14 protein-coding genes are annotated in these 11888 nt (G+C 31.0%); all 14 read right to left on the bottom strand.

Annotation, left to right across the window (positions count from 1 at the left end):
- Nucleotides 1–2: 2 nt before the first annotated feature.
- Nucleotides 3–1832 (bottom strand): fused FliR family export protein/FlhB family type III secretion system protein, encoded by a 1830-nt coding sequence (locus CUEA01_RS05865; protein ID WP_234119886.1) that lies wholly within the window; start codon nt 1830–1832, stop codon nt 3–5.
- 11 nt (nt 1833–1843) lie between these two features.
- A complete protein-coding gene (gene fliQ, locus CUEA01_RS05860; RefSeq protein ID WP_234119873.1) occupies nt 1844–2113 on the bottom strand; it encodes a flagellar biosynthesis protein FliQ in 270 nt (89 codons plus the stop codon).
- 5 nt (nt 2114–2118) lie between these two features.
- Nucleotides 2119–2898 carry a flagellar type III secretion system pore protein FliP gene (gene fliP, locus CUEA01_RS05855; RefSeq protein ID WP_234119871.1) on the bottom strand — a complete coding sequence of 260 codons (780 nt, stop codon included), beginning with the start codon at nt 2896–2898 and terminating at the stop codon, nt 2119–2121.
- Nucleotide 2899: 1 nt separating this feature from the next.
- Nucleotides 2900–3256, bottom strand: coding sequence for a flagellar biosynthetic protein FliO (fliO, locus tag CUEA01_RS05850; RefSeq protein ID WP_234119856.1), 357 nt, complete (start codon nt 3254–3256; stop codon nt 2900–2902).
- 27 nt (nt 3257–3283) lie between these two features.
- Entirely contained in the window at nt 3284–3790 is a 507-nt protein-coding gene (locus CUEA01_RS05845) for a flagellar basal body-associated FliL family protein (protein WP_234119854.1), read from the bottom strand.
- A 163-nt stretch (nt 3791–3953) separates the two neighbouring features.
- Nucleotides 3954–4148, bottom strand: a complete 195-nt coding sequence (locus tag CUEA01_RS05840; protein ID WP_234119852.1) for a flagellar FlbD family protein — start codon at nt 4146–4148, stop codon at nt 3954–3956.
- A 46-nt stretch (nt 4149–4194) separates the two neighbouring features.
- The gene (locus CUEA01_RS05835; RefSeq protein WP_234119850.1) at nt 4195–5448 is read right to left on the bottom strand and encodes a flagellar hook-basal body complex protein; all 1254 of its coding nucleotides are present in this window, start codon (nt 5446–5448) and stop codon (nt 4195–4197) included.
- 146 nt (nt 5449–5594) lie between these two features.
- On the bottom strand, nt 5595–5990 hold the full coding sequence (locus tag CUEA01_RS05830) for a TIGR02530 family flagellar biosynthesis protein (protein WP_234119848.1): 396 nt from the start codon (nt 5988–5990) through the stop codon (nt 5595–5597).
- Between the two features lie 14 nt (nt 5991–6004).
- The gene (locus tag CUEA01_RS05825; RefSeq protein WP_234119846.1) at nt 6005–6763 is read right to left on the bottom strand and encodes a flagellar hook assembly protein FlgD; all 759 of its coding nucleotides are present in this window, start codon (nt 6761–6763) and stop codon (nt 6005–6007) included.
- 12 nt (nt 6764–6775) lie between these two features.
- Entirely contained in the window at nt 6776–8248 is a 1473-nt protein-coding gene (locus CUEA01_RS05820) for a flagellar hook-length control protein FliK (protein WP_234119844.1), read from the bottom strand.
- Between the two features lie 4 nt (nt 8249–8252).
- Complete coding sequence (fliJ, locus tag CUEA01_RS05815) at nt 8253–8690, bottom strand: flagellar export protein FliJ (RefSeq protein WP_234119841.1); 438 nt, start codon at nt 8688–8690, stop codon at nt 8253–8255.
- 2 nt (nt 8691–8692) lie between these two features.
- On the bottom strand, nt 8693–10006 hold the full coding sequence (gene fliI, locus CUEA01_RS05810) for a flagellar protein export ATPase FliI (protein ID WP_234122130.1): 1314 nt from the start codon (nt 10004–10006) through the stop codon (nt 8693–8695).
- A gap of 115 nt (nt 10007–10121) precedes the next feature.
- Nucleotides 10122–10883, bottom strand: coding sequence for a FliH/SctL family protein (locus CUEA01_RS05805; RefSeq protein ID WP_234119839.1), 762 nt, complete (start codon nt 10881–10883; stop codon nt 10122–10124).
- Nucleotides 10867–11883: a flagellar motor switch protein FliG gene (gene fliG / locus CUEA01_RS05800; RefSeq protein WP_234119837.1), complete on the bottom strand. Its 1017-nt coding sequence runs from the start codon at nt 11881–11883 to the stop codon at nt 10867–10869. Before fliG ends, CUEA01_RS05805 begins: the two co-directional genes overlap by 17 nt.
- Nucleotides 11884–11888 lie beyond the last annotated feature (5 nt).

The raw sequence follows: 11888 nt of genomic DNA, 5'->3' as shown, positions 1-11888 counted from the left end.
CTTTACCTTTTATTTTTTAATTTATATACCACTGCTAATATTTCAGCAACTGTTTGGTACATATCCATAGGTATCTCTTGATCCACCTCAACTTTAGAAAATAGTAACCTAGCCATTGGTTTATTTTCAATTATAGGCACATCATTTTCCTTAGCTATTTCCTTTATTTTAAGTGCTGTTCTATCAGCTCCTTTAGCAACTACCGTAGGCGCACTATCTATACCTCTTTCATATTTAAGTGCTACCGCTAAATGGGTTGGGTTAGTAATAACAACAGTTGCATCTGGTACCTTAGTAAGCATTGTTCTCGAAATAATTTCCCTCATCTTTTGTTTTCGTTTTCCCTTAATTTCAGGATCACCTTCGTCCTGCTTAAATTCATCTTTAACTTCCTGCTTTGTCATTTTCATATCCTTGTTAAATTTATACTTTTGAAAAGCAAAATCTCCTGCAGCTATTACAATCATAATCATACTTATTTTTTTGAAAACATCAGTTATATACGATAAATAATTGCTTGGTATATAATTAATTATTAAATTATTCATATTTACAATATCACTATAATTATTCATAAAAAACTGATATCCAACAAAACCAACTACTATAACTACCAAAATGTCCTTTAATACTCCAACAAAGGTTGTAATTGAAAACATTCTTTTAATACCCTGTACAGGATTTAGCTTTCCAAAATTAGGCTTTAACCCTTCTGTGATAAACATAAAACCTGTTTGTAATAAGTTTCCCGCAATTCCAGCAATCATAATTGGTACAATGAATATAAGTATATTTTTGCCTCCATTAACAATTGCAAACTTAAATATATTACTTAATTTTTCTTCTGTTAAATTTGTTGTAAGATAGCTTTGAAAAAAAACAGCAAACATATTTCTGAGGTTTTGAAAAATACTATTTCCAAAAATACTTAAAACAGCTGTAATTGTAATAAGTGTAGTTGCCAATGTCACTTCCCTACTTCTTGGAACCTGGCCTTCCTTTTTTGCCTTATTAAGTTTTCTAGGCGTTGCGCTTTCGGTTTTATCACCATCAGCAAAAATAAGTGCTGCAGGAATAAGTTTATAAAAACCCTTGTATATATCAGGAAGCGCTGAAAAAGAAGATATCATAAGTTTAATGATAATTGGTAATATCATAATAATACATGCAAGTCCAAGCAATATCTTTATAGGAACTCCAAGTACCATTACATTTAATTGTGGTACAGTTCTAGATACAATACCTAATATTAAGTCTGCCATCAAAAGAACAAGTATAATAGGCAATGCAATTCTAATTCCTATAATAAAAAACTGAGTAAATACATTAAATGCAACCATTACACTTTGATCATTTATTACAAAAGTACCTAACTTAACAGCAGCAAAGCTATTTACAAGTTCTTTAATAAGCATTATGTGTCCATCAATTGTAAAAAATAAAACTACAGCAAATAAGTTAAAAAGTCTTTCCATAATTGAAGCATTAGTTTGTGTTGTTGGGTCGTATGCTGACATCATTGAAAATCCCATTTGAAAATCAATGAACTGTCCTCCAATTCTAGCACATACAAAAATTAAATTTGCAAAGAACCCCAATATAAGACCTGTTAAAATTTCACACATACACTGCCACATATATACAAGTCCGTTGTTAAGCACTGTAGCATTGGACAAATTTATATATGGAGCAATAAAAAAAGCAAGAGCCATGGAAAGTATCATCTTACCTGTGTTAGGAAAGCTTTGAGGAAAAATAATTCCTAAAGCTATAAAAAAAGCAAAAACTCTTAAAAAAATTAGGAACAACGAAGTAAAATAAGTAATATTCACTTTTATCCCACCTAACGGGTTATATTAGTAATCATATCAAATATTCTTGACATAAAACCTGTCATCATATGCAACATCCAACTTCCTGTAATAAATAATACCGCAATTGCAGCTAAGAGCTTAGGCAAAAATGTAAGTGTCTGTTCTTGGATTTGAGTTGTTGCTTGAAATATACTTATTATTAATCCTATGACAAGAGATACTATAAGTACGGGAGCCGAAACCATTATTCCCGTATATACTGCATCCTTCATTACTGTTATTATCATATTTTCTGTCATTTATATCACCTCGAAAAGCTCAAAACAAGAGATTTAACAAGAAGATACCATCCATCAACCATTACAAATAAAAGTAGTTTAAATGGCATAGATACCATAGCCGGCGGAAGCATCATCATACCCATTGACATTAATATACTTCCAACAACTAAATCTATTATAAGAAATGGTATATATAGTAAGAACCCAATAGTAAATGCTGTTTTTAATTCACTTGTTATAAATGCAGGTATAACTACATGCATAGGTAAATTTTCTTTTGTATACTTATTTTTTGAATTATCAAGCTCTACAAACAATTCCTGATCTTTTTTATAAGTATTTGCAACCATAAACTTTCTCATAGGCTTTTCAAGCTCTGCAAGTGCAGTATCTTGTGATATTTTACCGCTCATATATGGTTGAATAGCATTTTTATTTATTGTGTTATAGGTTGGCATCATAATAAACATTGTAAGGAATAAAGCTAATCCTATTAATACCTGATTTGGAGGCGACTGCTGTGTTCCCATTGCATTCCTTAAAAATCCAAATACAACTATTATTCTTGTAAAACTTGTTGTTAATATTATTATAGAAGGTAATAATGTTAACACAGTAAGTACAACAAGCAGCTTTATGTTATCTACAAAGTCTTTAGGATTACTTGAGCTATTATCTATTGAAACACTTACTTTAGGTATAGACATAGTTTGAGAAGTTGTTGGTGCCGCATAAGCTTTATTGCCAAAATAAATTGCACATATTAAAAACACCATAAACATTATAATTTTCTTATTTTTCATCTCAACCTTCCTTTTTAATCCTTAGCTTTTTCTGAATCTCTTTTAAAAATTCATTAACATTTTTGTATTCTGGAAGCTTTTTATTTTCTCCAATGGAATTTAATTCATCCTCGTCAATTTCCATTAAAATCTCAACTTTAGCATCACTACTTGATAACACGTATCCCCTCGATCCAATCTTTGCAACTACAAGGCTACTTTCCTTTGAAAGAGGCGTTTTCTCTAAAACTTTTATATATTTACCATTTTGCATACCTTGAAGCTTATTACCACCATATTTTAGTGATATATAAATCAAAATTATAATAACCGGCAAAAATATTACTAGTTTTAATATCATTAATGCTGTAGCTTCCATATCATACCATCCTTAAAATATAATAGTTTATTGAATTAATAATTCACTGAAATAAACGTTAGAAATTACTCCATTTTTTAGATGTGGATTTACATTATCTAGAATTTGTTTTTTAATCTCTTCAACTTTTTTTGGGTCTGAAAAATCTGCTGCTTTTTGGTTTCTAAGTATTTTAACAATTTCAGACTCTAATATTGGTGCTTTTATATCTTCCTTAGTATCTTCAAGTTCACTTTTAAGCTTTGAATTACTTGAATCATAACCAAGAGAAACTTTAACTTTAATATATCTTTGTGCATCTTGATCTGCCAAATTAGTCAATATTTCTTCAAAAGTATAAGTTGCTTCTTCATTACTTTGAACTGCTGCTTGCTGAACTTGAGCTGTTTTAGTAGTACTACCTTTCTTTGCAAATACTGCAAAATAAGCCACTGCACCAGCTAAAGCCAATATTATTACTATCAAAAGTATTATTATTATTTTTGATCCCTTTCCACCTTTTTTACCTTCTTCTTTTTTCTCATTTTTAGCCATTATTGCTCATCCCCTTTATATATCATTAGCAATTATCTATATTAGAATTTAATATAAATCTATATGTAAATTAATTTTTTTCTCCAATTTAGAATAACTTATTTTAGGATGAAAGTATATATAATTTTAATGCATTAATATTTACTTTCATCCTAAAAAGCTATTATTTGTATATGCCTTTTAAAATACTTCTTTTAAATTCAACGATTTTACTTATTACTTCATCAACACTTTCTTCAACAATATACTTGTTTCCGTTCATAAGGGTTATTACTGTTTCCGGTACTTCCTCTATTTTTTCTATTTGACTGTCGTTTAAAAATACTTCTTTTCCATTCATTCCTATAAGCTTTACCATAAATTCACCCCTTTTGCACTACACTCCCATTAAATAAAACAACTCACTATCTTATAAGACCTACAAGAGTTTGCAAAGTGTCATCTCCTGTTGTTATAGTTTTTGAATTAGCTTGATAAGCTCTTGATGCAACAATCATATCAGTAAACTCTTTTGCAAGGTCTACATTTGACATTTCAAGCGCTCCATTTACAACAGTACCATAACCACCAGAATTATCCGCTGAAATAATTGAATTATTATAAGCAGTCTCATTCTTAATCTCAGCAGCTGCACCAGATCTTAAAATTGGATCTCCAGAGTTTGGAGATGTAGTTAAATAGTTGCTACCAGCTCTATTTAATCCTCCAGGATTTGAGAAGCTTGCCATTGCAAGTTGACCTATAGCCGCAATTTTTCCATCACTTAAAGTAGCTTTTATTACTCCATCTGTTCCTATACTAAAACTATTAACTTTTACATCTTTAACATGAACCTTCTTCTGTGCATCTGAATAAAATTCTTTAACAGAGCTAGGTATTCTTAATGTATGCAAATTTGTTCCATCAGCTCTTAAATCCGAATCACTACTATCAACAAATGCAACATCACCAGCAGAAATATAGCTAGATGCAGGCAATGTTGAAACTGCCGCAGAAGCCCTACCAATTACAGTTGAAACTGCTGAAGTAATTGTACTCTTAGCTCCAATAATTGAAGATCCAGTAAGACTACCTACTGTACTTGCACCTTGTGCTCTTGAAATACTAACTACATCTCCAAAATATTGAGTCGTACCACTAGAAAACAATGTATTTCTTCCCATCATTGAATATCCAAGAACTCTATGTCCATCTGAAGTTAAAAGATTTCCTTCATTATCAAGTTGAAAAGAACCATCTCTAGTATATGATACCGATGTTCCAGCAGGTATAGTTCCCATAGTATGTTTTTGAGCATCTATCTTAATACAATCAGCTTCATTAAACATTGTTCCGCCAGCAGCAACCATAAAATAATCGCCTTCTTGGTCAATAGCACAATCAAGATTTCTATTTGTAACATCCATTGACCCCTTAGATGTATCTGTAGAAATACTTGCAACATTTACTCCAAGTCCAATCTGTTCTTCATTAGTTCCACCATAGTTTCTACTTGCTGAAGAAGCACTTTTCATAGTTTGGCTTATATTATCTGCAAAATTCACCGATTGAGATTTATAACCAGTTGTATTTGAGTTGGCAATATTATTACCAATTACATCCAACTTTTCTTGATTTGCTCTAAGTCCACTAATTCCAGAGTTTAACGATCTTAACATAAAAATTACCTCCCAATTAATCTACCATAATATTTACTCAATTACATATAAGCTTTAATATTAGTCACTGACTTATGTGGTTGCATATACCTTTGCTTCTATCATTCCACAAAGGAAGCTTCCTTTATTAACTATTTAGGTCCAGCTTATAACAAAACCACGCTGTCTATATTTGTAAACACATTGCCTTTACTGCTACTTTTATCTACTGCAGTAATTATAGTTCTATTTTTAATACTTGTAACTAATGCCACATCCTTATATAAAATTAAGCAATCCTTTGAACCTTTTTTATTTGCCTCATTTATACCTTCATTTATTTTCTTCATATCATTTTCATTTAAACTAATGTTTCTGTCTTTAATTCTTTCAGCAGCATGATTTGAAATACTAAATCCTGTATTTTTATCGATATTTTCATCCAGTATTTTTTCAAATGCTGAGGCTTGTTTATTTGATTTATTTTTTACAGCTGCATTATATAAACTGTTAGAAATATCTTCAACCGAATATATTTTGCCATTCACTACTCTATAGGACATGATAATCACCTACACTAACTCTTTGTAGTACTTGACTGCTGAGCCTTCTGAGTTTCATTACTCAATTCCTCTTGCTGAGTATCTTGTACATTCTCCCCATCATTAACTCCAGATATATCAGTGTAATCAAATGCTTGAACTCTAGGAACTGGTTTCTGATTAGTTTGATATACTATATTTCCATTTGCATCTTTAACTACGTTACCTTTTGAATCAAGCTCAGGTTGATATACAGGGTTGCCATTTGAATCATATACTAATTTACCATTTGAATCAACTTCTTGTACCTTTACAGGCTCTGTTACGTAAACAGGATTTCCACTTGCATCTTTAACCTGATTACCTTCTGAATCAAGTTTAGGTTGATACAAAGGATTTCCATTGCTATCAAATAGCTCAGTATAAACTGATATATTGTCACCATTTCTAACAACACTTTTAACAATCCCCATATAAGGGTTACCATTTTCATCCACTTGATTAATATTAACGCCTTTTCCAATAAGACTTGAAGCACTATTAAAAGTCATTGTTCTATTCAAATTTAACATTTGTTCTACACTAGAAAACTGTGCCATTTGAGCGACAAATTGTGTAGCATCTTCTGGATTATCTGGACTTTGATTTGCCATTTCTGACATAAGTATCTTTACAAAAGCATCTTGATCCATAGTATTTGAAGTATTTCTTACTATTTTTGTTCCATTATTAGTTACACTTTGACTTACAGAAACAGTACTTAAAGAATTAAAATTATTTCCCGTATTAGCCATATTTTAACCTCCTTAAACTAAAATATCTACATTACTGTTATTGGCATCATTATAGTTTTCTTCATCGTCTATCTCAGTCACGCCTTGATATGAAGCACTATTATTTTTTTGTTTATCACTTTGATTGCCACTTTCATTGCCTTGTTTACTATTCTGACCGCCAAAATAAGTTGTATCATCGTATATATTTACAGAAAAATCCTGTATTTTTATATTTTGATTATTCAATTCCTTATTAATATCAGCTAAGCTAGAATGAATAAGAGAATAGGTTTCTTTATTGGCAGTTTGTATACTTGCTTTCATTTGATTATTTTCCACTGTAAGTTTAATTATAACCTCGCCAAGTTCCTTAGGGTTTATTTTAACTGTAAGCTCTTTCATATTGTTTAAATCCATATATTTAACAGATTGTACAAGGTCTTGAACAAAAGTAGCTTTGTTTATTGTAGGGACTTCCCCACTTACGGACGCTGCATTTGTGTTTACACTAGAAAATTGATTCATGAAAGCAGTTACTTTTGAGAATTGATTGTCATTTTTGTTATTAGATAAAAGATTATTTAAAAATTCATCTCCATTATCTTTGCTTGTTGAAACATTTAATTTAGAATCTTGTTTTAAATTTGTTTTGTTTTCTTCTAAATTATCTTCTGGTGAATAAGAAGTATATCCTGCATCATTTGCATCTGTATTATCTTTGCTGTCATTTGAAAAATCATTATTTTGATCATTTGAGTTCATCTGTTTATTCAAATTATTGCTTACTTCATTTGTTTGCATTTGATTTAAGCTTGATTTGCTGCTTACTACTGTTGAACTCTCATTTGTGTTTGTTACTGTTGAACCTTCCTTTAACTTTGATTTAAGCACATCTATTATGCTGCTGATTAATTTGCTATGCTCATTAGCATCATTAAATTTTTGGTTTAAAAGCATTGAAGCATTTACTTTTCCATCCAAAATATCTTGTATTTTAGATACTAAATCCATGACATCTTTTTGAACACTCTCTGGAATTTTCAAATTATTCATTTGAGTTTTCAGCTCATTCATATCCATTTGTTTACCATTCATGGCATTTAAAATTAAAGACATCATTTTTTCAAGATCTATCCCATTATCATCAGCATACTTTTTTATATTGTCAACATCTTTATCTAATTCCTTAATTTTGTCATTGTCATCAGAATCATCTTTTGCGCTGGCAACTTTTTGGCTTTTAGAATCATTAACATTACTTTTTGATACACTTGAATCTACATTCTTGCTACTATCGTAATTTTTTTCGCCTTTACTACTATCTTGTCTTCTACTATCATCCTTATAACTAGCTTTATTATTAACAGGATTATTATTAGAGTAATCATTAAGATAGGTATCAAACGAATTACTTTTATCACTACTAGAAATTCCTTTACTATTTGACGGTGTGCTTTGTGTATTTCCTAAATCAAAAGTTTTCAAGCTATTTACTGTACTCATTTTCTCACCTCCCTTCACGCTTCCTTATGTAACCATATAAAGCCAATTCATCATTAAAATTTTGCTCTATAATTTTTTGTTTTTTATCAAAATTCTGCTTTTGCTTTTCTTTTAAAGCTTCTACTGTTTTTCTTTCGATTTGCTTTTTTATAAGTTCCTGTCTTTTTTCCTCAAGGACCTTTGTTTTTGTTTGTAATTCATCACTTGTTTCGTCAATACATACTGAAACAGCATTAAGGTAATTTTGCATAATTTTTTGTTCTATTACAGTACCCGTAATCCTTACTTGGCTGTATTTAGAGTAACTGTCCTTTAAATTCTCAAGTTTATTTTCAACACTAATCTTATCATCTTGAGCCTTTTTAAAAACAATTTTTCCTTCCTCTTCTTTTTCAAATTTCAAATCCAAAAGCTTTTGAAGTCTAAAGTTAAATCTCTCCATATTTATCCACCATTAAACATCTTTTTTAATTTATCAATATTTTCGTTAAAGGTTGTAACTTCTTTTATTCCCTGTTTCAAATAAGAATTTAAAATATCATTATAAGCTATAGCAGCGTCCACTTTTTTATTGCTACCTTTAGCATAAGCACCTATGTTTATTAAGTCCTCATTATTCTTATAGGTTGCAAGAAGATCCCTTGCAAGTCCTGCTGCCTTTTTGTGATCGTCATCAGCAATTTCAGACATCAATCTGCTTATGCTGCTTAAAATATCTATAGCCGGATAATGATTTTTACCAGCAAGTTCTCTTGATAATACAATGTGACCATCTAGTATACCTCTAACAGCATCTGCTATTGGTTCATTAAAATCGTCACCATCAACTAATACTGTATAAAAGGCAGTTATGGATCCCTTATCTGACATACCAGCTCTTTCCATAAGCCTAGGCAATTTTGCAAAAACAGATGGTGTATAACCTTTTGTTGCTGGAGGTTCTCCTATAGCTAGTCCAACTTCTCTTTGAGCCATTGCAAATCTTGTAACAGAATCCATCATTAAAATTACTTTCTTGCCTTTATCCCTAAAATATTCTGCAATTGCAGTAGCAGTAAATGCACCTTTAAGTCTTACAAGTGCAGGTTTATCTGAAGTTGCGCATACAATTACGGATTTTTTCATACCTTCCTCGCCAAGATCTTTTTCCAAAAAGTCTCTAACTTCTCTTCCTCTTTCACCAATAAGTGCTATTACATTTACATCTGCTTTTGCTTCTCTAGCAATCATACCTAACGTTGTACTCTTACCAACACCACTACCTGCAAAAATACCAATTCTTTGGCCTTCTCCGCAGGTTAAAAAACCATCAATTGCCCTTACTCCTGTTCCTATAACCTCAGTTATTCTTCTTCTTTTTAATGGATCAGGTGGTTCTGTATCAAGCCTATAATAAACTCCCTTATCCACATTATCACCTGTAAGTGAATTTCCAAGTCCATCTAAAATTTTTCCTAAAAGCTCATTTGAACACTTTACACTCAAAGGTCTACCAGTAGGAACAACTTTGCAGCCAGGTGATATTCCTACAAGTTCCCCTAAAGGCATGAGTATTACATCATCTTGTTTAAAGCCAACAACTTCGCATGGAATAGGATTATTTTTTTCATTATAAATAATGCAAACTTCTTCAACAAAAGCTTTAATACCTTTTACTTCAATCGTAAGACCAATTACTTGACTTACAACGCCCTCTACATATTTTGTCTCACACTCTTTAACACTTTTAATTAAAGTTCCAAAATCAATATCAATCATATAATCACCCATATTATAGATAAATTAGTTCAGCTACCAAAATCAATTTGCACCATAATGTCCAAAAGACGACACTATGGTACAAACAAGTTTTCAGTTCTCAAATGTTTTATCTTTACTCGGTTTTTAGTAGTACTTCCTTTATCTTTACAAATGCATCATCAACGCTAACTTTCACTTTACCATTATCTTTTTCTATAATTGCAAAACCATCCTGCAAATAGTTATCTTCTACAACAAATATCTCTCCGTTGTATGGGATTTCTTTCTTCCATTTGTCACTAATTTCACTTATACTTTTCTCGTACTTACTATTGCATTTAATAATAATAGTTTTTGAATTCTTTGAAATTTCAATTGCATCATATACCATATTATTTATAGCATCATTTTCTGTAATGCGTTCTTTTAAAATATGAGCTGCAATTTCAATTGCTAATTTTTTTATTTCTTCTTCTTTACTCTCAAAATATTTACTGCATTGATATTTTGCACTTTTAACAATATTTGAAGCATTTTGCTCTGCAAGGGATTTTAAATTTTCTATTTCCATTTTTCCTTTTACAACAGTATCATTATAGGCATCTTCATACCCTTTTTTTCTGCCCTCATCTAAACCCTTTTTATAGGCTTCATTATATGCATTTTCTTCTATATTTCTAGATTCCTGAATTGCATTATTTCTTATAGCATCAGCCTCCATTTTAGCATTTTTAATTATGGCCGATGCTATATTTTCATATTGTTCGTAAGTAGCGTCACTAACTACCTCTTTTTTTACTTTTGAAGATGTTTTTATATCATCAATAGCAATAATCTGTTCTGTACTTTGCGTAGAAACTCTATTATTGTTAATAACCTTACATGATAATAGCATCTTCTCCACCCCTTGAAATTACTATTTCGCCTGCATCATCAAGTCTTCTAATTACACTAACAATCTTCTGTTGTGCTTTTTCAACATCTACAAGTCTTACTGGTCCTAAGAATTCCAAGTCTTCCTTTAAAGCAGCAGCGGCTCTCTTTGATTGGTTTCTATAAATTGCATTTGAAACTTCTTCTGAACAGCCTTTAAGTGCCATACCAAGTTCTTTGTTATCAACTTCTCTAAGAACTCTTTGTATTGAAGTATCATCCAATGTAATAATATCTTCAAATACAAACATTGACTCGTTGACTTTCTCTGCAAGTTCTGGATTTTCTTTTTCAAGCCCTTCACGAATATTTTTCTCTGTAGTTCTATCAACCTGATTTAATATGTCAACTATAGTTTGAACTCCTCCTATAACAGTAACATCAGATCTAACAACAGAGGATAATTTACTATTAAGAACTTTTTCTATTTCCTTAATTACCATTGGCGATGTATTACTCATTGTTGCAAGCCTGTATGCAACATCACTTTGAACATCTTCTGGAAGCGCAGATAAAATCTGTCCTGCTTTATCTGATTGTAAATAACAAAGTATTAATGCAATTGTTTGTGGATGCTCATTAGTTATTACATTTAACAATTGATGAGCATCTGCTTTTCTAGCAATAGAAAAAGGTCTATATTGCTCTGTAGCCTCTGCAACCTGTTCTAAAATTTCTTTAGCTTTTTGCGTTCCTAGTGCTTTTGAAAGTAAATCACGTGCATAATCTATGCCACCCTCCAGAATATAATCCTTGGCCTTATTCATATCTATAAATTCCTGAAGTATTTCATGCTTAACATCAGATTTAACAGAGCTTATATTAGCTATTTCATAAGTTATTCTCTGGATTTCCCTTTCAGGGAGTCTTTTAATTATATTAGCTGAAGCTTCAGGGCCAAGAGTAATGAAGAGTATGGCAGCTTTTTGAACACCTGATAATTTTACATCTTTACCAGCCATAACCT

This window comes from Clostridium hydrogenum (genome assembly GCF_021432385.1).
GTDB lineage: Bacteria > Bacillota > Clostridia > Clostridiales > Clostridiaceae > Clostridium_S > Clostridium_S hydrogenum.
The sequence above is the reverse complement of the archived record's forward strand: the minus strand, read 5'-3'. Positions and strand labels throughout refer to the sequence as shown.

Excerpts from the sequence above, each read along its gene's own strand:
- fliQ (WP_234119873.1), bottom strand. The coding sequence starts at position 2,113 with ATGACAGAAAATATGATAATAACAGTAATGAAGGATGCAGTATATACG.
- fliP (WP_234119871.1), bottom strand. The coding sequence starts at position 2,898 with ATGAAAAATAAGAAAATTATAATGTTTATGGTGTTTTTAATATGTGCA.
- fliO (WP_234119856.1), bottom strand. The coding sequence starts at position 3,256 with ATGGAAGCTACAGCATTAATGATATTAAAACTAGTAATATTTTTGCCG.
- CUEA01_RS05845 (WP_234119854.1), bottom strand. The coding sequence starts at position 3,790 with ATGGCTAAAAATGAGAAAAAAGAAGAAGGTAAAAAAGGTGGAAAGGGA.
- CUEA01_RS05840 (WP_234119852.1), bottom strand. The coding sequence starts at position 4,148 with ATGGTAAAGCTTATAGGAATGAATGGAAAAGAAGTATTTTTAAACGAC.
- CUEA01_RS05835 (WP_234119850.1), bottom strand. The coding sequence starts at position 5,448 with ATGTTAAGATCGTTAAACTCTGGAATTAGTGGACTTAGAGCAAATCAA.
- CUEA01_RS05830 (WP_234119848.1), bottom strand. The coding sequence starts at position 5,990 with ATGTCCTATAGAGTAGTGAATGGCAAAATATATTCGGTTGAAGATATT.
- CUEA01_RS05825 (WP_234119846.1), bottom strand. The coding sequence starts at position 6,763 with ATGGCTAATACGGGAAATAATTTTAATTCTTTAAGTACTGTTTCTGTA.
- CUEA01_RS05820 (WP_234119844.1), bottom strand. The coding sequence starts at position 8,248 with ATGAGTACAGTAAATAGCTTGAAAACTTTTGATTTAGGAAATACACAA.
- fliJ (WP_234119841.1), bottom strand. The coding sequence starts at position 8,690 with ATGGAGAGATTTAACTTTAGACTTCAAAAGCTTTTGGATTTGAAATTT.
- fliI (WP_234122130.1), bottom strand. The coding sequence starts at position 10,006 with ATGATTGATATTGATTTTGGAACTTTAATTAAAAGTGTTAAAGAGTGT.
- CUEA01_RS05805 (WP_234119839.1), bottom strand. The coding sequence starts at position 10,883 with ATGCTATTATCATGTAAGGTTATTAACAATAATAGAGTTTCTACGCAA.
- fliG (WP_234119837.1), bottom strand. The coding sequence starts at position 11,883 with ATGGCTGGTAAAGATGTAAAATTATCAGGTGTTCAAAAAGCTGCCATA.